The sequence below is a fragment of the Thalassospira sp. ER-Se-21-Dark genome (assembly GCF_017922435.1).
GTDB lineage: Bacteria > Pseudomonadota > Alphaproteobacteria > Rhodospirillales > Thalassospiraceae > Thalassospira.
The window spans coordinates 531,201-550,178 of the sequence record NZ_VDEZ01000002.1; the positions used below are offsets into that span (position 1 = coordinate 531,201).

General features: G+C 54.3%; 17 protein-coding genes. 7 read left to right on the top strand and 10 right to left on the bottom strand.

Annotation, left to right across the window (positions count from 1 at the left end; translation table 11 throughout):
* Positions 1-53 precede the first annotated feature (53 nt).
* Together FHI25_RS10100 and FHI25_RS10105 are read left to right on the top strand one after the other, a co-directional pair.
* Positions 54-1,052 carry an ABC transporter permease gene (locus FHI25_RS10100; protein WP_210517428.1) on the top strand — a complete coding sequence of 333 codons (999 nt, stop codon included), beginning with the start codon at positions 54-56 and terminating at the stop codon, positions 1,050-1,052.
* Positions 1,049-2,218, top strand: coding sequence for an ABC transporter permease (locus FHI25_RS10105; RefSeq protein WP_210517431.1), 1,170 nt, complete (start codon positions 1,049-1,051; stop codon positions 2,216-2,218). The genes FHI25_RS10100 and FHI25_RS10105 overlap by 4 nt, the downstream gene beginning before the upstream one ends.
* A gap of 69 nt (positions 2,219-2,287) precedes the next feature.
* Here the strand turns inward: FHI25_RS10105 and FHI25_RS10110 are convergent, their stop codons facing one another.
* The 4 genes from FHI25_RS10110 to dusA are packed head-to-tail and all read right to left on the bottom strand — an operon-like array spanning position 2,288 to position 7,456.
* Positions 2,288-3,145, bottom strand: coding sequence for a class I SAM-dependent methyltransferase (locus FHI25_RS10110; protein WP_210517434.1), 858 nt, complete (start codon positions 3,143-3,145; stop codon positions 2,288-2,290).
* A gap of 59 nt (positions 3,146-3,204) precedes the next feature.
* The gene (locus tag FHI25_RS10115; protein WP_210517437.1) at positions 3,205-4,419 is read right to left on the bottom strand and encodes a 3-phenylpropionate MFS transporter; all 1,215 of its coding nucleotides are present in this window, start codon (positions 4,417-4,419) and stop codon (positions 3,205-3,207) included.
* Positions 4,416-6,464, bottom strand: coding sequence for a bifunctional tRNA (5-methylaminomethyl-2-thiouridine)(34)-methyltransferase MnmD/FAD-dependent 5-carboxymethylaminomethyl-2-thiouridine(34) oxidoreductase MnmC (gene mnmC, locus FHI25_RS10120; RefSeq protein WP_210517440.1), 2,049 nt, complete (start codon positions 6,462-6,464; stop codon positions 4,416-4,418). Before mnmC ends, FHI25_RS10115 begins: the two co-directional genes overlap by 4 nt.
* Entirely contained in the window at positions 6,461-7,456 is a 996-nt protein-coding gene (gene dusA / locus FHI25_RS10125) for a tRNA dihydrouridine(20/20a) synthase DusA (RefSeq protein ID WP_210517443.1), read from the bottom strand. Before dusA ends, mnmC begins: the two co-directional genes overlap by 4 nt.
* A 143-nt stretch (positions 7,457-7,599) precedes the next feature.
* On the opposite strand from dusA, the gene FHI25_RS10130 reads away from it, so the two are divergent.
* Positions 7,600-7,953: an ArsC/Spx/MgsR family protein gene (locus FHI25_RS10130; protein WP_210517446.1), complete on the top strand. Its 354-nt coding sequence runs from the start codon at positions 7,600-7,602 to the stop codon at positions 7,951-7,953.
* Between the two features lie 10 nt (positions 7,954-7,963).
* Entirely contained in the window at positions 7,964-8,638 is a 675-nt protein-coding gene (locus FHI25_RS10135; protein ID WP_064780918.1) for an HAD family phosphatase, read from the top strand.
* Positions 8,639-8,718: 80 nt separating this feature from the next.
* Here the strand turns inward: FHI25_RS10135 and ggt are convergent, their stop codons facing one another.
* Positions 8,719-10,524, bottom strand: a complete 1,806-nt coding sequence (gene ggt / locus FHI25_RS10140; protein ID WP_246879027.1) for a gamma-glutamyltransferase — start codon at positions 10,522-10,524, stop codon at positions 8,719-8,721.
* A gap of 118 nt (positions 10,525-10,642) precedes the next feature.
* The gene (locus FHI25_RS10145; RefSeq protein WP_210517449.1) at positions 10,643-11,479 is read right to left on the bottom strand and encodes an alpha/beta hydrolase; all 837 of its coding nucleotides are present in this window, start codon (positions 11,477-11,479) and stop codon (positions 10,643-10,645) included.
* Between the two features lie 245 nt (positions 11,480-11,724).
* On the opposite strand from FHI25_RS10145, the gene FHI25_RS10150 reads away from it, so the two are divergent.
* Together FHI25_RS10150 and FHI25_RS10155 are read left to right on the top strand one after the other, a co-directional pair.
* A complete protein-coding gene (locus FHI25_RS10150; protein WP_008890792.1) occupies positions 11,725-12,405 on the top strand; it encodes a Crp/Fnr family transcriptional regulator in 681 nt (226 codons plus the stop codon).
* Between the two features lie 237 nt (positions 12,406-12,642).
* Positions 12,643-13,017 carry a DUF423 domain-containing protein gene (locus tag FHI25_RS10155; protein ID WP_008890791.1) on the top strand — a complete coding sequence of 125 codons (375 nt, stop codon included), beginning with the start codon at positions 12,643-12,645 and terminating at the stop codon, positions 13,015-13,017.
* Between the two features lie 110 nt (positions 13,018-13,127).
* Here the strand turns inward: FHI25_RS10155 and rpmG are convergent, their stop codons facing one another.
* The 3 genes from rpmG to FHI25_RS10170 form a co-directional block, all read right to left on the bottom strand.
* A complete protein-coding gene (gene rpmG, locus FHI25_RS10160; RefSeq protein ID WP_008890790.1) occupies positions 13,128-13,295 on the bottom strand; it encodes a 50S ribosomal protein L33 in 168 nt (55 codons plus the stop codon).
* A 93-nt stretch (positions 13,296-13,388) separates the two neighbouring features.
* Positions 13,389-15,020 (bottom strand): S41 family peptidase, encoded by a 1,632-nt coding sequence (locus FHI25_RS10165; protein WP_246879028.1) that lies wholly within the window; start codon positions 15,018-15,020, stop codon positions 13,389-13,391.
* Positions 15,021-15,091: 71 nt separating this feature from the next.
* Positions 15,092-15,496 (bottom strand): DUF983 domain-containing protein, encoded by a 405-nt coding sequence (locus tag FHI25_RS10170; RefSeq protein ID WP_210517452.1) that lies wholly within the window; start codon positions 15,494-15,496, stop codon positions 15,092-15,094.
* A 188-nt stretch (positions 15,497-15,684) separates the two neighbouring features.
* Here FHI25_RS10170 and FHI25_RS10175 point away from each other — a divergent pair, with 188 nt between their 5' ends.
* Positions 15,685-16,467 (top strand): Hpt domain-containing protein, encoded by a 783-nt coding sequence (locus tag FHI25_RS10175; protein ID WP_210517455.1) that lies wholly within the window; start codon positions 15,685-15,687, stop codon positions 16,465-16,467.
* Positions 16,468-16,544: 77 nt separating this feature from the next.
* On the opposite strand, the gene rnr is transcribed toward FHI25_RS10175, so the two are convergent.
* Positions 16,545-18,977: a ribonuclease R gene (rnr, locus tag FHI25_RS10180; RefSeq protein WP_210517458.1), complete on the bottom strand. Its 2,433-nt coding sequence runs from the start codon at positions 18,975-18,977 to the stop codon at positions 16,545-16,547.
* Position 18,978: the final 1 nt, after the last annotated feature.

An 18,978-nucleotide genomic window follows, 5' to 3' on the forward strand; every position in this document is an offset into this window, starting at 1 on the left:
TTTACGTCGTTGAGGGAATGGCGTAAAACATCCTCGGGGGAGCAACAGCGCCGATGCTGACTTATCTGGCAAGACGGCTTTTCGTGATGATACCCACGCTGTTTATGATCAGCGTGCTGGTGTTTGTCATCATTCAGCTGCCACCCGGCGACTTTCTGACCACATATCTCAACGAGCTTCAAGCACAGGGCGAGGCGGTTGATCCGGCAAAGATCGAGTTTCTCAAACGCCAGTACGGCCTGGATCAACCGATCTATATTCAATACGCCGAATGGGCCTGGGGGCTTCTGCAAGGCGATCTCGGTTTTTCGTTTGAATATAACCTGCCTGTGAGCGATGTGGTCGGTGATCGGCTTTGGCTGTCGCTGGTACTGAATTTCAGCACGGTTATCTTCATCTATATCGTCAGCTTCCCCATCGGGATCTATTCGGCAACCCGTCAATATAGCTGGGGCGACTACGGGTTTACCTTGCTCGGCTTCCTTGGGCTTGCCATGCCGAATTTCCTGTTTGCCCTGATCCTGCTTTATTACGCAAACGTCGTTTTCGGAACATCAATCGGTGGTCTGATGGATCCGGAATACATCAACCAAGGCTGGTCATTGTCCAAGATGATGTCGGTCGTTGAACATCTTTGGGCACCGGTCGTGGTTATTGGCACGTCCGGTACAGCCGCCATGATCCGCCGTCTTCGCGCCAACCTGCTTGATGAACTGGGCAAGCAATATGTGGTTACAGCCCATGCCAAGGGGCTGTCACCGACCAAGGTACTGTTTAAGTATCCTTTGCGCATGGCGCTTAACCCGTTCATCGCAGATATCGGTAACATCCTGCCGCAGGTGGTGTCGGGTTCGGTTTTGGTGTCGGTGGTGATGTCACTACCCACCACTGGCCCGATGTTGCTTACGGCATTGCAAAGTCAGGATATGTATCTTGCTGGTTCCTTCCTGATGTTCTTGGCCCTTTTGACGGTTGTGGGCATGTTTGTTTCCGATGTGTTGCTTGCCTGGCTTGACCCGCGTATTCGCCTGCAGGGAGGGGTAGGGAATTGAGCAAGGAAACCGAAAAGCGCAACGAACATTTTGTCGATTCAGCACCCTTTGATCCCTGGGATCGCGAGGAACTGACGCCTGAGCAGGAAAAGTATTTCCTTGCCTCGCAGTGGCAATTGATGTGGTGGCGGTTGAAACGGCACCGGCTGGCGTATTTTTCACTGATTGTTCTGGCGATCATGTACGCGTCGGTCTTTATCGTCGAGTTCATTGCACCCTATGCGCAGGAAACCCGCAATTCTGAATATATCCATCACCCGCCGCAGGGTGTTCATCTGTTCCATGAGGGCGAATTTGTTGGGCCTTTTACCTATGGCACCGATTTCTCCGTCAATATGGAAACACTCAAACCGACTTACACGGTCAATCCGGACCGGATAGAGCCATTGCGCTTTTTCTGTTCAGGGGATGAGTATGAATTCTGGGGCATGATCGATATGGACTTCCATTTCGTCTGCCCGTCTGAGGACGGTACGCTGTTCATGTTTGGCACCGACAGGCTTGGTCGGGACATGTTGTCACGCATGATCTATGGCGCGCGGGTTTCGCTGACCATTGGTCTGGTTGGTATTTCCGTCAGTTTCCTTCTCGGTATCCTGATCGGTGGGGCGGCCGGGTATTACGGTGGCTGGGTTGATTCAACAGCCCAGCGTGCGATTGAAGTCATCCGGTCCTTGCCGGAAATTCCGCTTTGGATGGCGCTTTCAGCCGCATTGCCCGTGACCTGGAGCCCGATCTTAATTTATTTCGGGATAACGATCATTCTTGGCCTGATTGACTGGACGGGGCTTGCACGCGCGGTTCGATCGAAACTGCTGGCGCTTCGTGAAGAAGATTATGCACTTGCCGCACGCCTGATGGGGGCGAAGCCCAAGCGGATTATTGCCCGCCATTTACTGCCGAACTTTGCCAGCCACCTGATCGCCTCCGTGACGTTGTCGATCCCGAACATGATCCTTGGTGAAACCGCGCTGAGCTTCCTTGGGCTTGGCCTGCGCGCGCCGGTGACAAGTTGGGGCGTGTTGCTCAATGAAGCGCAAAACATCAATGCGGTCGCGGTTTATCCCTGGCTGATGTTGCCGGTTGTCCCGGTTGTTGTCGTGGTGCTCGCCTTTAACTTCCTGGGCGATGGCCTGCGGGATGCGGCGGATCCTTACAAGAACTGATCCATCATCGCACCAAACGAAAAAAGGGCAGCCTTATTGGGCTGCCCTTTGTTTTTGGGTGTCTATTTCCTAGCGCTTGCGCAGCCACAGACTTGTTTCATGCGCGCCTTCGGGAAGGTGTATGCCGTTGGCTATGGATTGGTCGACCTCATCGCGCATGCGGGTCGTTGCATATGCGCTTGACCACATGATTTCAAACCCGCCGCCAGCCAGAAGCGCTGCGACCCCTTGTTGTTCATTATAGCCGCGCCATTGCCAGATTTCCGGATAGTCATCGGGCAGGGTGATATCGTGGATATGAATGATCGCCCCGCTCGGCAGGGTCGGGATGACCGATGAAAAAAGCATGTCAACATCTGTGCCGGGCATCAGGATGTGGCTTGAATCGATCGACAGGAAATCTGCACCTGTCAGTGTTTTGAAAACCGATGGGTCGGCTTTTTGCACGATGGTGCGTTCGACGGTGATCGGAAGCTTTGCGATATCAGCGCGTGGCGCCGGATCAATCGCATGAAAAGCCGTATCCAGTTCGCCGTCCTTGATCGCCCGGTAATAAAACCGTGTCGAATGACCCGACCCGATTTCAATGATCCGGTCCGGGCGAAATTCCCGGGTAAAGACATAGGCCATCATGCCATCAAGGCGCGGGAACCAGCTTTGTTGCCAGCGTGGCTCCGGCGGGGTGGCATTGCCGAAGCTGGCAAACGCCTCCTGATAATTGGCGGCCTTGGTCAGCCACGCCTTCATGGTGGGGGCGGCTGTGTCCATCATGGTTTCGATTGCCGGGTAGGTCGGGCGACCAACAGCCTTTGCCGTCTCGCTAGCATAGCGGTAAGGAATGAAATAGCCGGCAGGCTCAGCGCCAATCAGTGTTTTCAAACCAAGTTTCAAGCGGCGCATTCTGAGAGAGAACGGCATCGAGGTCATATCAAAGGCCCCTTATGGGTTCAAAATTATTGTCTTTTGGTTCGTGCCGGTAAGTTTAATCAGTTGCAAAAAGTCTGATCCTCTCCGCGCCAGGTCCGCGTCAGCACAATCGCAAATCCCATCGAAATCGCCGAAAATACCGCCATCAGGTAATAGACCTGCGATCCGAACTGTTCATACAGCGGGCCGGAAATCCAGATGCTGCTACCAAGGAAAACGCCCATGGACAATGTCGCCATCAGGCTTTGTGCCGAGGTGGCAAGTTGTTGCGGTATGGCGCGGGCGATAAAACTGACAGCGGCCAAATGTGTGATCCCGAATGTCATGGCATGAAGGGGTTGAACCAAAATAATCAACCATAGATTGTCGGTTGTGCCCAGCACAATCCAGCGCAAAATTCCTGATCCCGCACCAATCGCAAACAAGATACCGGGATGGCGACCACGGACAAACCGCCCGGCGACGGCAAACAGAACAATCTCGGCAATCACACCAATTGACCAGAAAACGCCAATCATCTCATGCGAGTAACCGGCGGATTCCCAATGGACGGAGGCAAAGGCGTAGTAGGTGCCATGAGCACCCTGGGCAAACCCGATGCAGGCGAGATAGATCAGGAAAACCGGTTTACGCAGCAGATACATCAGCGACGAACCGGACCTGAGCGGGCGATCTGTCTGCGGGTCAGGCATACGGGTGGTAATCGCAAAATTCACGATCCCCGCAACAAACAGCATCCAGACGATCCATTCCGTCGATGTTCCATCCAGAACCCAGCCCGCCCCATAGGACGCCAGAATGAAGGCAAGCGAACCCCACAGCCGCACGCGCCCATAATCAAGTTCACGCGCCTTGCATTCGTGCACCGTGATGGTCGTGCCAAGCGGCAGGAGCGGCGAGAAGGTAAAGCCGATCACGACCGACAGGGTGGCAAGCCACCAGAAATCGCTCGAGATCGGGAAGGCCAGAATGGATAACACATAGATCCCGGCTAGCCACATCATCGGGGTTTTGCGATTGCCGGTGCGATCAGCGCGTTGGGCAATCAACGGATCGGCAAAGACGCGCACCCAGTTCGGCAGTGAAAGCAGGATGCCAATCTCGGCCGCCGATAATCCCTGGGATTTTAGCCAGACCGGCCAATAGGGTAGAAAAACCCCCTGAATCAGAAACAGTCCGGAAAAGAACAAGGCCAGCGTTGCCGCTGTTTTCATGCGATCCGGATCGGTGGCTGGTGACGGTTTCGATGATCGTGTGGCGTTTGGTGTGTTCATGCGGTGAGTTGCCGACGCTTGAGGCCGCGAATGATGAAACGCGCCGGATGAATGGCATGCATCAGCGCTTTTTCCAGAGGCAGGGGCATGTCGCAAATCTCACTGGCAAGAATCTCGGCGGCGAGCGGGGCGCCAATCAGTCCGCGGGCCCCAAAACCGGTACAGATATACACGTCTTTGTGGTAGGGCGCATCGATATATCGCGCGCCTTTTTTGCCCTTGTCGATCTCGCCATATGACGCAAGATAGGCGTCAAAATCCGGCGCAGGACCGATCAGGGGCAGGTGATCCGCCGTTGTCGTTCGCAAGGATGCCCGGCCTTGCAGCATGTCAGGCAAAAGCTTTGCCGCAACATCGGGCAGGACTTTACCAAGCTGGTTGATGTTAAAGGCGTGGTCATCTTCGCGCAGGTCCGTATGCGCATCGTCACGCCCAAAGGTGGCCCCAAATACATGCATGCCATCGCGGGCTGGCGTCACATAGCCCTTGTGGCTCAGTACGCACTTAATAGCGGAACCATCGTCAAAGTTTGCCACGATTTCTTCTGGTAAAAAGCTGATCTGACCGCGAACAGGGTTCAGGTGGTCTCTAAGCCAGCTTGTCTGAGACAGCATCTGCGTTTCATGCGCGCCAGCGATGATAACGGCATCAAACGGCCCATAGGAAAACCCGTTTTCATCGGTCAGGACTTTGCCTTGTTCAGCATCGCCAATGGCCGTGATGGTTGTTGAAAGCCGCACATCAATGCCATCTGAAAAGGCCCGCACCACCGAAGGCGGATTAACCCAGCCGGCGGATGGATAGAAAACACCGCCAGAGGGCAAGGGTAGGCCAAATCGTTCTGAGGCCTGATCACAGTCAAGCGCCTCAACAAGGTCGGGTTTGTCACCAAGGCGCGCGATCAGGCCATCAAGCCGTTCACGTTTGCGGTCACTGGTGGCAAGATCAATCACGCCGCAGAAATCAGCCTCGACCAATCCCTGATCGGCGAGTTTTTTGATCTTGCGATGGCTGAAACGATAACCAGCCTCATAAAACCGGCCCATGATGGCATCATCAACGGTCAGATAGGGCTCCAACATGCCAATCGGATTGCCCGATGCCGCGCTGGCCAGTTCATCTGCCTTCTCAAAAAGGGTTACGGCAACGCCACGCGCCTTTAAGGCATCCGCGCAGGCCGAACCGGCAAGCCCTCCACCGATAACGGCGACAGATTTGGTTTTCTTGGGGCGGGGCAGGTTAAACCAAGGATCATCGGCGATTTCGAAAAGGTCCGACGCATCGTCGCTGTCACCAACCGGTGCCGAAAGCGTCGCCGTGATCATGTCGCGTTTATAGCCAAACCCTTTGCGCTTGCTGATTTCAAATCCCGCACTTTCCAGGCCGTCACGGGCAATGCGTGCGGCAGTAAAAGTCGCAAGGCTTGCACCACGCGGGTTGGACGTGCTGGCAAGTGCAGCAAACAGGTCCGGATGCCACATATCGGGATTGCGCGCGGGCGCAAAGCCATCAAGAAACCAGCAATCAATATTCCCGTCATAGCCAGACCAGCATTCAATCGCATCGCCGATCAAAAGCGTCAGACTGACATTGCCATCGGCAAGGAAAAACCGGTGCACACCGGGCAACATGGTTTCATGTGGCCAGATTTCGGCAAGCTGGTTGGAATATTGTGATAGTTCCGGCCAGCTTTGGTGCGAGCGGATCATGTCATCGCGCGACAGCGGGTATTTTTCAACGGAAACGAAATGCAGGCGTTTGGATCGGTTGGGATCAGTGCCCCAGCATTGCCACGCGGCCAAAAAGTTCAGTCCGGTGCCAAAGCCGGTTTCGCCAATGACAAAGTTTTCGCGGTCCTGCCAGGCAGATGGAAGGTTGTTGCCCTCAAGAAACACATAGCGCGTTTCAGCAAGCCCATCCTTGGGATTGAAATAGATATCACCAAAATGCGGAGAGAAAGGCACATTGCCATCCTGCCAGGTTATTTCACCGGCAGGTCTTGGTTCATCACCTTCTGCCAGCCTGGTGACATCGTTTGCCGTCATGCAGACAGGACCTCGTCATCCTGTTCGGGGACAAGGGCCAGGGCTTCGCGCACGACTTCAGTACCTGCACCTTTGCGATGGGCGTTTTCGCTCAGATAACGGCGCCATTGTTTCGCACCGCGCATTTGTTGGAACAGGCCCAGCATATGGCGGGTAACATGGCCAATGGTGCCGTGTTCTTCTTTCAGGTGTTCTTCGATATAGGGCAGCATGGCGTCAACCACCTGATGGCGGCTCAGGGGCTTGGCATCATCGCCATAAAAACGCCGGTCGACATCTGCCAGAACATAAGGGTTCTGATAGGCTTCGCGCCCGATCATGACACCGTCGACATGTTTCAGATGCGCGTCGGTTTCATCAAGCGTCTTGATGCCACCATTGATCAGGATTTCAAGCTCCGGGAATTCCTGTTTGAGCTGATAGACCAATTCGTACTTTAGCGGCGGAACTTCACGGTTTTCCTTGGGAGATAAGCCCTTGAGCCACGCCTTGCGCGCGTGAACGATAAAGGTTTTACAGCCAGCATCGGCAACCGTTTCGGTAAAGCGTTTAAGCGACGGGTAGTCTTCCTGATCGTCAATGCCGATGCGGTTCTTGACTGTGACTGGGGCGTTGCTGGCCGAAATCATCGATTTCACGCACTTCGCAACGACATCTGGTGTTGCCATCAGGCAGGCACCAAAGGCGCCGTTCTGCACACGATCAGACGGGCAGCCGCAATTCAGATTGATTTCATCATAGGCATAGTCATTGGCGATTTCGCAGGCGCGCGCCAGATCATCCGGGTCGCTGCCGCCGAGCTGAAGCGCAACCGGGTGTTCGGCATCGTTATAGCGCAAATGACGTTCCACGCCGCCGTGAAGAATGGCACCCGTGGTGACCATTTCTGTATAAAGCAACGTATGACGACTGATCTGCCGCAGAAAATAGCGATCATGCCGATCCGTCCAATCCATCATCGGGGCGACGGAAATACGCCGATTAACAGTCATTTGCCTACCGTTTTTGTCAAAGCCGGGTGAAGAGGGTTGCTGTATTCCAAGCGCGGTCTTTATATAGGTTCCGGGATTTAGGGTCAAAACCGATTGCGCGATGCATAGCAGCATCCCGAAGATATTAAAGTACAGGATTTGATATGGTTACGATTTACGGCATCAAGAACTGCGAGACTGTCCGCAAAACCCTTAAATGGTTTGAGGCCAAGGGCATTGAAAACAAGCTCCATGATTTCCGTGCCGACGGTATTGATGCCAAGACCATTAAAGGCTGGCTTGATGAAGTCGGGGGTAAGGTTTTGATCAATAAGCGCGGGCCGAGTTATCGCAATCTGAGTGACGACGACAAAGCGATATTGGAGCAGGGCTGTGCCGCCGCATCTGAAGTGCTTGCCGCCAATCCGACCGTGATCAAACGTCCGGTTGTTGATTTCGGATCGACCCGGACGGTCGCCTATGATGAGGAACGCTGGTCTGATCTGGCCGGTTTGTAAGGGGGCGGAAATGTCAAAGCCGGTCGTTCGGGGAGTGATCTTTGATTGTGATGGTGTTTTGGTTGATACCGAAACGCTGGCGTGTCGTGTGCTGACAGAGCAACTTTGTGATTATGGCTGCGACATGGATATGGCGAAGACCCATGATCTTTTCATTGGTGGCACATTGGCGATGGTGCCGCCAAAAATGGAACAGATGTTTGGCATCACACTGCCAGAAGACTGGCTGTCTGAATGCTACGAACGTACGTTTACGGCCTTTCGCAACGATCTGACACCGTTCGCACATCTTGATCCGGTGCTTGATCTGCTGGAAGAAAACAACATTCCCATTGCGATTGGCAGCAACGGTCCACATGCCAAGATGGATGTGTCGCTCGCCAAGGTTGGCTTGAAGGAGCGCTTTGAAGGCAGGGTTTGCTCGGCACATGATGTCGAAAACCCTAAGCCGCATCCGGATGTCTTTTTGCTGGCCGCACAGAAAATCGGTGTCGATATCAAGGACTGCATTGTTGTCGATGACAGTCAGAATGGCGTGCGTGCAGGGGTTGCGTCCGGTGCGACGACCATCGGTCTTGTCGATATTACGCCGGCCAACTACCTTCTTGACGCTGGTGCGCATCATATTGCGACCGACCACCGGGATCTTTATCGGCTGTTGGCCGATTGGATGTCTGCAGCCTAGCTGGCGTTCATAGTGTCCATCAAAAAAGAACGGGCAGCGCCGTGTTGGGCTGCCCGTTCTTTTGTTTTCGCAGGATGTCTTTATTCACCAACCACAATGCCTTCGCGGCGGGAATCAGCGCCGCCAATCAAGCCGTTTTTGGTGATCATAATGGCGTGAATGCCGGAATTGAGATCGCGGATATCGGTCTTAAAGCCCATGCCTTCCAGTGCTGGGGCCAAGTTTTCGGCATCAGTTCCGGCTTCAAGGTCAAAGGTGCCGAACCGGTTGACCAGATGGGGCATGTCGATGGCGTCCTTGGGCGACATGTTCCAATCAATCATCCCGATAAGCGATTGGGCGACATACCCAATGATGCGCGATCCACCCGGTGAACCAGTGACAATTACCGGCTTGTCGTTTTTCATCACGATGGTGGGCGCCATGGATGAACGCGGGCGTTTGCCCGGTGCCAAGGCGTTGGCAATCGGCACGCCATCTGAATGGGTCTTGAACGAGAAATCGGTCAGCTCGTTATTGAGCATAAAGCCGTTCACCATCAGGCGTGAACCAAAGCCGTTTTCAATTGTGGTCGTCATCGAAACCGCATTGCCATAGATATCAACGATCGAGAAATGGCTGGTGCTTGGCAGTTCAATCGCTTCGTCGTCTGCCAATTTCATGGCGTGGCTAAAGCTCGGCATACCGGGTTCGACGGTTTCAAGCGCGGTGTCCCGATCAAGCAGTTTGGATCGGTCCGCCAGATAGGTTTTATCAAGCAATCCGGTCAATGGCATCGGGACAAAATCAATATCGGCCATGTAGCGCCCACGATCGGCAAATGCCAAACGCGATGCATCGCCGATCAAACGCCAGCTTTGTGCAGACTCAGGGCCCATCGCGGCGATGTCATAGGGTTCAAGCAGTCCAAGGATCTGTCCAACCGTCAGCGCCCCCGAAGAAGGTGGTCCCATGCCGCACACATCATGATCGCGATACTCGATACAGACGGCCGGGCGTTCCTTGACGTGATACGTGGCGAAATCGGCAAGTGACAGGACGCCGGGGTTCCAACTGGCACCCTTGACCTTATCGACAATGTCCTGGGCGACCGGACCCTGATAGAAATTCACGGTGCCGTTAGTCGCCAGATCTTGCAGGGTCTTGGCATATTTCGGATTGCGAAGAACCGTACCGGCAGCAAGTGGTGCGCCATCCTGGTCAAAGAAATAGCTCTTTGCTTCGGGATCGCGTGAAAGTTTTTCCTGATCATCAATGATCAAGGCAGCAAGACGTGGAGAAACTTCAAAGCCCGCCGTGGCAATATCAATTGCCGGATCGAAAAGGCTATTCCAAGGAAGTTGCCCCCACTTTTCGTGCGCTGCCTTCATCAGGGCAGGGGTGCCAGGCGTGCCAACCGACCTGCCGCCAACAACCGCATCATAAAACTTAAGCGGTTCACCGTTTTCATCCTGGAATAGCATCGGCGTTGCGTTCAGAGGCGCGGTTTCGCGGCCATCAAGCGTGGTCAGTTTTCCTCTCGTTGCATCGAAATAAACCAGAAACGCGCCGCCCCCAATCCCGGATGATTGTGGCTCAACAAGGCCAAGCATGGTCTGAATGGTTACCATCGCATCAATGGCGTTGCCACCAGATCGCAAGATATTGGCACCTGCCTGGACAGCCAGTGGGTTGCCAGCACTGATCATCCAGTTGTTTGCATTGGCGGCCTTGCGCATTTCGGACGAGGAACCGGCCGTGCTTGCCTCAGGCGCAATAGCGTCTGTTGTTTGCTGGGCAACAGCACTTTGGCCAAGGCAGACGTATAAACCCGCGGCAATAAGGGCTGCCAGAAGCCGTGGGCGTGGTTTGATTGTTTCGAAAGATACAGGAGCGTTAAGGGGCATGTTCCAGACCTTTGTTTTGTTTGGCGGGGTATTTCGTTTGTCGGGGCGCTCAAAAGCAAACACCCGCATCGTGGCAGATGCGGGTGCAAATGTGCAGTAAAAATCCAGTTTAGGTTGACTAGGCCGCTGTCTTGTTGCCTTTGCTACGCTGTTGACTAACGAGCTTGACCTGCAGCCATTCCAGTATGGTTTCAGCGACCTTTTCCCAGTTTTTATCGAGCATCATCGCGTGGTGGATGTCGTCAATCAGGGCATAATCCGCGCCATAGCGCTTGGCTGTGTGGTGGATCAGCTCGCTCTGGATGATTTCATCGTCGCGTGCGCCCATGACCAGCATGGCTGGCGCTTCATCCTTTGTGAGGAAGATCGGGTTGGCGCCCATCATGTCTGTAATCGCCCGCTGGCTTTCCGTTTCAAGCCGCCCGAAATAGATCATGCCTTCATCTTCGGCGATATCAGGCGACAGCATCGCGCGCCCCAGACGTTCACGAAGCAGGGTATGGGGGCCAATGGCCTGAAGCCAGAACATATGGAAAAACAGATCGGGCTGGGCCATTGCCATCATCGCATTGCTCGCAATCAGGCCTTCTGGCGGGACGGCGGCCATAAGGACGGCGGCCTCGGCACTGTGGCGTTCGAGATATTTCTGAATGACATAGCCGCCCATCGAATGACCGATCAGCACGGGCTTCTTGCCAAGGGTCTCGACAACCTCTTCAAGGTCTTCGACGTAATCGTCAATGGATGCAAGGCTGCGCAGTTCGCGACCGCCACTTCCGCCATGGCCGCGCAAGGAAAACGCCACGGTCTCAAAGCCGCGATCAGCAAACCAGGTCAGGAAATGTTCGTTCCAGCACCACGCTCCGGTATAGGCGCCATGTACAAACACCAATGGATGTTTACTTTTGGGTTTGCCTGTCGGGCTGCGACGGAAAATCTCCAATTCGGGACTCATGGCGTGCCTCCTCGCGATGCGGGATCGATGCAAATATATGCCTTGATTAAAAAGAACTCGATTATGTTCGCACATGCAGCATAATCTTGTCCAATCACATGTGGGAGTCCGACTTTAGTTTGGCAATGATTGTCAGTCTGAAGTTGTTTGCTTATGATTGCGTCCGGGACAGTAAAAGATGTGAGGGAACGCAGGGGATCTGTGCTCCGGACACTAACAACACCGTAGTGAGAAGCTTGGGGGATATGGTTAAATTATCAGTGGTCGGCATTTTCGCGGATCTCGATGAGAGCGCGATTGCAGACGTCGAACGCCACGTCAACCGAAAGACGTTTGCGGCCGGAACGCAAATTATCGAACCGGAATCAGATAGTTCTGACGTTTACCTGATTTTGTCCGGGCGGGTACGGATCGTTAATTACTCGCTTTCGGGGCGTGAAATCACCCTTGAGGAAATCGGAGCAGGCGGCTGTGTTGGACAACTTTCGGCCATTGACGGGCAGCCGCGTTCGGCTTGTGTAATTGCGGTTGACGATACCAGTGTCGGTATTTTGAGCCCGGCAAACTTTGAAAAGGTCGTCAAAAATCACCCGTCAGTCGCCTGGAACGTAATCAGCGAACTGGCCAGAATTGTGCGGAACTCCACCCGAAGAATTGTTGATGTCAGCACACTTGGCGCCAACGAACGCGTCGTGGCGGAAATTTTGCGCCGTGCCAACAATGTTTGTGACGATAACGGTTCGGCACTTTTGTCACCCGTTCCGGTTCATTCCGAGGTCGCCGGGCGGGTCAGCACATCGCGGGAAACCGTTGCACGCGTCATGAGTACGCTTGGCCGTCGACAACTGGTGACAAAGGTTGAGACCGGTCTTTTCGTCCCGGATGTGCGCCGACTTGAAGAATTCCTAAGTGAGTCAATTCATTAGGTCGTATTTGTATGATTTTTTTTGTCTTCATGTGATGACTGTCACAGAGAAGAAGATGATCGACAGGTAAAGGTATTGGTGTGGCGGACATTTAAATGTTCCGGCACATCTCCCCCAAGAGAGTTACTGGCCGTACACTTGTTGTACGGCCATTTTTTTGCGTTTTCGCATGGCGAACGGATTTGTTGATGTCTAATCTGTTCGAAACAACTGCACTTCTTTTTAAGGGAACCTCTGATGCGTATTTCTGTGGTTATGGCCGGACTGAATGGTGCGATGGCGGTAGCGTTGGGGGCGTTTGCCGCCCATGGCATGGCTGGAAGCGAAATGGATTATGCACGCGGCCTGGTCGAGAAGGGCGCGCATTATCAGCTCGTACATGCTGTTGCCCTGGCCGCAATTGCTGGCCTGGTTCATCATGTGCCCGATGAGAAGTTCCTGCGCATTGCCGCCTATGCAATGCTTGTCGGGATCGTTTTCTTCTGCGGGTCTTTATACGCAATTGCCTTTGGCGGTATCTCTGCGTTTGGTGCAGTGGCCCCGATTGGCGGTTTTGCCTTTATTGGGGGCTGGTTGCTGCTTGCTGCGGCGGGATACAGACGCTTTGGCTGATATCGCAGCACGTGGCATTTAACCTGAACCAGGCAAGTACAAACAAAAAAGACGTGTCCCGAAGGACACGTCTTTTTTAAATCTTTGCAATCAAGTTCCGAAGAACCAGATTACTTCATTTTCGCTTCTTTGAACACGACGTGCTTACGCACGACCGGGTCGTACTTGCGAAACTGGAATTTCTCGGTGGTATTCCGCGGGTTCTTCTTAACAACATAGAAGTAACCGGTGTCTGCGGTGCTTACCAACTTTACGAGGATCGAAGCGGGCTTCGCCATGTCTCTGCATCCTGTGTTCAGGTGTATCTCAGGCGGCGGAACATAAAGGTTATCGGCAGAGTGTCAAGCCATTTTGGAAAAAAGAATGTAATTTTATTGGCTGGCAAAAGTATCGGCGATTTCCTGTTGTCCGACATAGGCCAGATTCTTGTATTCACGGTTATTTTTCAGCAGCTCAAGTGCAACTTCGACATCAAATGTTTCACCATTTGTGCTGGCCGGACAAACGCTACGCAATTCTCGACGGCTCTTTTCGTCCTGATAGTCCAGCTTACGCCATTTCATCATCACCGAGGCGGTCTCATCACGCTGTGACAGGGCGTTCGCCACCTTGTGAATAGCTGTGCTACCTGTGCCCGATTTCGTGCAGATGGCCGGGAAAAGACCGATTCTGTCAAAGGTGTATCCAGAAGGGGCTGTCATGCGCGACCAGGTAAAGGTCAATGTGCCATGGTTAGGCAGATCATTGATTGCCTGAACGGACCCCTTGCCAAAGCTTGTGGACCCGATCAGCACGGCACGATGCCGATCCTGCAGCGCTGCTGCAACCAGTTCCGCTGACGAGGCCGTGCGCCCGTCAATCAGGACAACCAGAGGCGCCCCATTGGTCAAATCGCCGGTTTCTGCCTTGAATATGTGACGTGCGGCTGTGACACGGGAAAACGTCTTTCCGATCGGACCATCGGCCAGAAACAGGTCAGCCACCGCAACGCCCTGTTGCAACAGTCCGCCACGGTTTCCACGAAGGTCGAGAATAACGCCGTGAAGACCACCATCGTAAAGCTTCGCCTTCATGATGCTGTCAGCAAGCGTTGACGCAGTTGCCGAGTTGAAGCTGCTGACACGCGCAATCAGGATATTGTCACGGACATCATCGAATACTGTGCGGTCAATCACCCGTTCACGCAGTATCTCCATCGGGGTGATGGCGTTGCTTTTGGCTGCATTCACTTCAAGCAGGACAAATGTACCTTCCTCCCCATGCAGCAGGTCGGCGGCATAGCGACTGGCTTTGCCATACATGTCCTCGCCATTGACCGTCAGGATCTGGTCGCCGGGATGCAGTCCGGCACGCGCGGCAGGGCTTTCCGCATGAACAAGTTTGACAACAGGGTAGCCACTTCCGCCAACCACACGAACGCCGATGCCAATATAGCCGTCACGACGGTTGCGCGCATTTTCTGCACGTACCGGACCCTCATAGCGGCTATAGCGGTCCAGATTGCGGATTGCGCCACTGATCAGGGCAGACTCGATGTCTTTGGTGTCCGTGTTGCGCAGTTTGGCCGAATGTGCCCGGTATCTTGCCAATCCGGTTAGCGTGATTTCGGACCAGATCTGAAGATTTTCGTGATCCGCCATGCCGTCGGATGACGCCGGGAGGGCAATCTTGCCGACCGTTCGGTCATCATATTGCAAGACCAGATCGGTGGGGGTGATGTCGACGCGAATGCTTTCGTCAATCGATGAGAGCCCATCAAGGGTGCTCACCAGGATCTGTTCACGGCTGATCGGATCGATATAGCGTGTTGCGACAAGTTCAATTGTTTGAGAAATCAGTTCCCGCGTCTGCGGATCATCAGGGGAGGTCACTGCCATCCGGTCGGAACTGGCACAGGCAGCCTGCAATACACTTAACCCGACGGCAACACAGATGCGCCGCAAACGTCGCACTCCTGCGTCGGGATTGTCATATGTATTCTGTGCTACGCGAAGTGCGACCAATTAAACAATCCGGTTAATTCAGGCGAGATAACCTACGCATTCTACTGGAAAAATTGGCATTCTGCCAACGACTATCCTTTGATGCGCATGGCCCATTGAGTGCCAAGAACAGCCCCTTTGATAAAGGGCAGAAAGCCAAGGCATAATGCGACGGTGGCCGGAAGCCAGATCGAAAGCTGCAACGCCATGGACGGGGTGAAATTCTGCTCCATCGCCAAGGCACCCGGAACCACGATGTGTCCGACCAGAAAGATCGTGAAGTAGGGTGGGGCATCATCACAGCGATATTCCCCGATCGGGTGATTGCAAACATCACACTCGGAACGAAGCTTCAGATAGCCGCCAAAAGCAAAACCGTGGCCACAATTGGGGCATTTGCGTCGAAATCCGCGACGCAAACCGGTCATCAGTCGACCGCTGCTTTGGTTGCTGGTGGTGGCATTTGTTTCGGGAGAAATATCGTGTGGGGCATTCATGTATAAAATTAACTCCTGTCATATCTCAGCGCCCTCTTGATCCGTGTGGCGAAAACAGGCATTGAGACTGTACGCCATCATCATGATGTTCGGTTGCGCAAGCAAGTAAAATCGGCCATGCCTATTCACCTCAGGGGCGTATATATGGTCACATTTGCTTGATCGAACAGTTGCCAAGGGAGTGCCCAGTGGGAAGTGCAGACGCAGTCATTGCCGGTCTGAAACAGGACTTCATTGAGGACACGATCGAACGCATTGATCGTATTGAAACCACGATTGATCGTGTCGCCGGCGGAATGGACGAAGCCGGACCGGGAATTGCCGAACTGCGGCGCGAAGCGCACACCGTCAAAGGACTTGCCGGATCATTCGGCTTCCCGCTGGTGGGGGCGATTGCGCATCGGCTTGAAGATTATATTGCCGAACTGACCCAAATTGATGATCTCGAAGCGGCATCGCTTGTGGATTTCACCAGTTGGATCCGCGAGATCATCGAAAGTGGCACCAACCCCCAGGCCGAGGAAGAAACCCGCATTCTCCGTTCCCTGCCGACCCGCAGCGCCAAGGCGGATGAGCAGGATGATGCATCCGAAGTTGCAGTAGCGCAGGATAAGGAAGTCCTTATTGTCACCGCGACCGCTGTGCAGGGGCATTTTTTGCAGCGTGCACTGCGTGAAAAGGGTTTTCGCACCATCACGGCCCGTTCGGCCGTCGAGGCGTTCGAAACGGTGGTTCAATCGCGCCCGGATGCCGTCATTACTGCGGCTGTGCTTGATGGACTCAGCGGGATCGAACTGATCCGCGCCCTGGCAGCGATGAAGACCCTGTCAGACAAAAAACTTGGGCTTTTGACGAGTTTCGATGCGTCGCATCCCGATCTTGAAGGCCTGCCTGAAAACGTTGCGATCATCAGCAACAAGGGTAAACAAACCGCAGAGCACCTGGCGAAATTCATCGAAACCATGCTCTGAGCTTTTGTCGGATCGTTAGCTTCGAAAAGAAAAAGGCGGCCATATCGGCCGCCTTTGTTTGTGTTGGCAGGTCGGTCTTAATCCGACTTCGGGCCCTGCTTGGGGGCGTTGCGCGCCGCCCGGTTGGATGCCACCAGCTTGCGCTGCTTTTTCGGTGTGGTCTTTTTCTTTGCCGCTGCTTTCTTGCCTTTGGACTTGGTCGCAGACGATCCAGCCGGGCCATTTGCGTCCCGCGGGCCGGATCGGAAACCGGGCTTGCTGCCATGGCGATGGCTACGATCGCCGGGGCTCCCGCGCCGTTTGCCTGCACCACGACGTCCACGTGGCCGTTCAACTAAGTCGCGGGCGGTAATGTCGGCGTGTTCTGCCAGTCGCAGTGCCAATGAACCGGTGGCTGCATCGGCATCGGCGATCCTGACGACAACCGTATCACCCAGCTGGAACTTCTTGCCGCGATTTTGTCCGACAAGTGCGTGGCTTGCTGCGTCATGGACGTAATAGTCATCGGGCAGCGTGGATATTGGAACCAACCCGTCCGCCCCTGTTTCGTTCAATGAAACAAACAGACCAAAGTGGGTGACGCCAGAAATCTTGCCGGGGAACTCGGCCCCGACCTTGTCAGACATATAGGCTGCGACATAACGGTCAACCGCATCGCGTTCGGCCATGGCCGCCCGTCGTTCAGTGCCGGAGATGTCCTCGCCAATCTGTTCGAACCGTTCGCCTTCTTCCGGCGTCAAACCGCCTTCACCAAGTTTAAGGCCAGCGATCAATGCACGATGGACCAGAAGGTCGGCATAGCGCCGGATCGGTGAGGTAAAGTGCGCATACCGTTTGAGAGCAAGGCCGAAGTGTCCGATATTGTCGGGGCTGTACATGGCCTGTGACTGGCTGCGCAGAACGACCGTGTTGATCAGCTCAGACTCTGGCGTGTCCTTGGCCAGTTCAAGAATGCGGTTGAAATCGCGCGGTTTCAGAACCGATGCCTTGTTCAGCTTGTAGCCAGCGCCTTCAAGGAATTCGTGCAGCGCTTCAAGCTTTTCCTCGCTCGGTGCATCGTGGATACGATACATGCAGGGCTGCTTGATACGTTCAAGTTCCTCAGCAGCACAGACATTGGCTGCGATCATGAATTCTTCGATCAGCTTGTGACTGTCAAACCGTGCACGCGGCGCAATGGCAACGATCTGTCCGCTGTCATTCAGCTCGATCTTGCGTTCGGGCACATCAAGTTCGAGTACGCCACGTTTCTTGCGCGCTTCCAGAAACGCATTAAACGCGCCATACAGCGGCTTGATGATGGTATCAACCAGCGGACCGGTGGTGTCGTCTGGCTGGCCATCCATGGCGCGCTGAACCTGATCATAGGTCAGGCGGGCGGCCGACTTCATCATCCCGCGGCAGAACTTGTGACGCAGTTTGTGGCCGTGTTTATCCAGCCACATTTCGACCGCCATGCAGCCGCGATCTTCATGCGGGACAAGCGAACACCAGCCGTTCGAAAGCTCAAACGGCAACATCGGCACCACACGGTCCGGGAAATAGCAGCTATTGCCACGCTTTACCGCTTCACGGTCAAGGGCATCACCCGGGCGCACATACCAAGACACATCGGCAATCGCGACCATGATGTGCCAGCCACCTTCATTGGCGGGATCGGGGTCGGCTTCGGCCCAGACAGCATCGTCAAAGTCACGCGCATCGGCACCATCAATTGTGACCAGCGGGATGTCGCGCAGATCAGTGCGTTTACCCAGTGGTGTGGCCTTGGACTCACGTGCCTGAAGTTCGACTTCCGGCGGGAATTCAAACGGAATGCCGCGCGCATGGATCGATACAAGACTGATGGATTTGGGTTCATTGATGTTGCCAAGAACCTCGGTAATCCGGCCTTTGCGCAGACCAAAATGTTTGCCCGGCAAAATTTCGGTCAGAACCAGTGCGCCGCTTTCAAGATCAGGATGGTCGTCAAGCGGGACCGCGATCTCGCCGCTATCCTTGCGATCTGTGGGCACAACGCGGCCTTCGCGTTCATTGGGGCGATAAAGTCCCAAGACGCGCTGTGGCCCGCTTCCGAGGACCCGCATGATGCTGGCTTCGTAGGTATGCTTGCCGGTGTAGCGCAGCTTGGCGAGAATCTTGTCACCAATGCCTGGCGCACTTGGGCCGCCGCGACGAATTGATTTCACAACAATCAGCGGCGGTTCGTATTCGTGTTTCCAGACATTCGGTTTGGCCAGAACTTCGCCGTCGTCATCAACGCCGGTGATTTCCAGAACTTCGACCGGGGGCAGGCGATCGGGTTTGTCAAAGCGCCGGCGGCCCTTGACGACATCGCCGCCAATCTTCAGGTCTTTCAGGATCTTTTTGAGTTCGATCTTGGCTGCGCCCTTAATGTTGAAGGCGCGCGCAATTTCGCGCTTCCCAACCGGTGTCGGGCTCATATCGATGAATTCGATAATCTCTTCCTTGGTGGGGAAGTGTTTTTTGTCTTCTGTATCGTTCGCCAAC

Coding starts and splice junctions, on each gene's coding strand:
- FHI25_RS10100 (WP_210517428.1), top strand. CDS start 54: ATGCTGACTTATCTGGCAAGACGGCTTTTCGTGATGATACCCACGCTG.
- FHI25_RS10110 (WP_210517434.1), bottom strand. CDS start 3,145: ATGACCTCGATGCCGTTCTCTCTCAGAATGCGCCGCTTGAAACTTGGT.
- FHI25_RS10115 (WP_210517437.1), bottom strand. CDS start 4,419: ATGAACACACCAAACGCCACACGATCATCGAAACCGTCACCAGCCACC.
- mnmC (WP_210517440.1), bottom strand. CDS start 6,464: ATGACGGCAAACGATGTCACCAGGCTGGCAGAAGGTGATGAACCAAGA.
- dusA (WP_210517443.1), bottom strand. CDS start 7,456: ATGACTGTTAATCGGCGTATTTCCGTCGCCCCGATGATGGATTGGACG.
- FHI25_RS10130 (WP_210517446.1), top strand. CDS start 7,600: ATGGTTACGATTTACGGCATCAAGAACTGCGAGACTGTCCGCAAAACC.
- FHI25_RS10135 (WP_064780918.1), top strand. CDS start 7,964: ATGTCAAAGCCGGTCGTTCGGGGAGTGATCTTTGATTGTGATGGTGTT.
- ggt (WP_246879027.1), bottom strand. CDS start 10,524: ATGCCCCTTAACGCTCCTGTATCTTTCGAAACAATCAAACCACGCCCA.
- FHI25_RS10145 (WP_210517449.1), bottom strand. CDS start 11,479: ATGAGTCCCGAATTGGAGATTTTCCGTCGCAGCCCGACAGGCAAACCC.
- FHI25_RS10150 (WP_008890792.1), top strand. CDS start 11,725: ATGGTTAAATTATCAGTGGTCGGCATTTTCGCGGATCTCGATGAGAGC.
- FHI25_RS10155 (WP_008890791.1), top strand. CDS start 12,643: ATGCGTATTTCTGTGGTTATGGCCGGACTGAATGGTGCGATGGCGGTA.
- rpmG (WP_008890790.1), bottom strand. CDS start 13,295: ATGGCGAAGCCCGCTTCGATCCTCGTAAAGTTGGTAAGCACCGCAGAC.
- FHI25_RS10170 (WP_210517452.1), bottom strand. CDS start 15,496: ATGAATGCCCCACACGATATTTCTCCCGAAACAAATGCCACCACCAGC.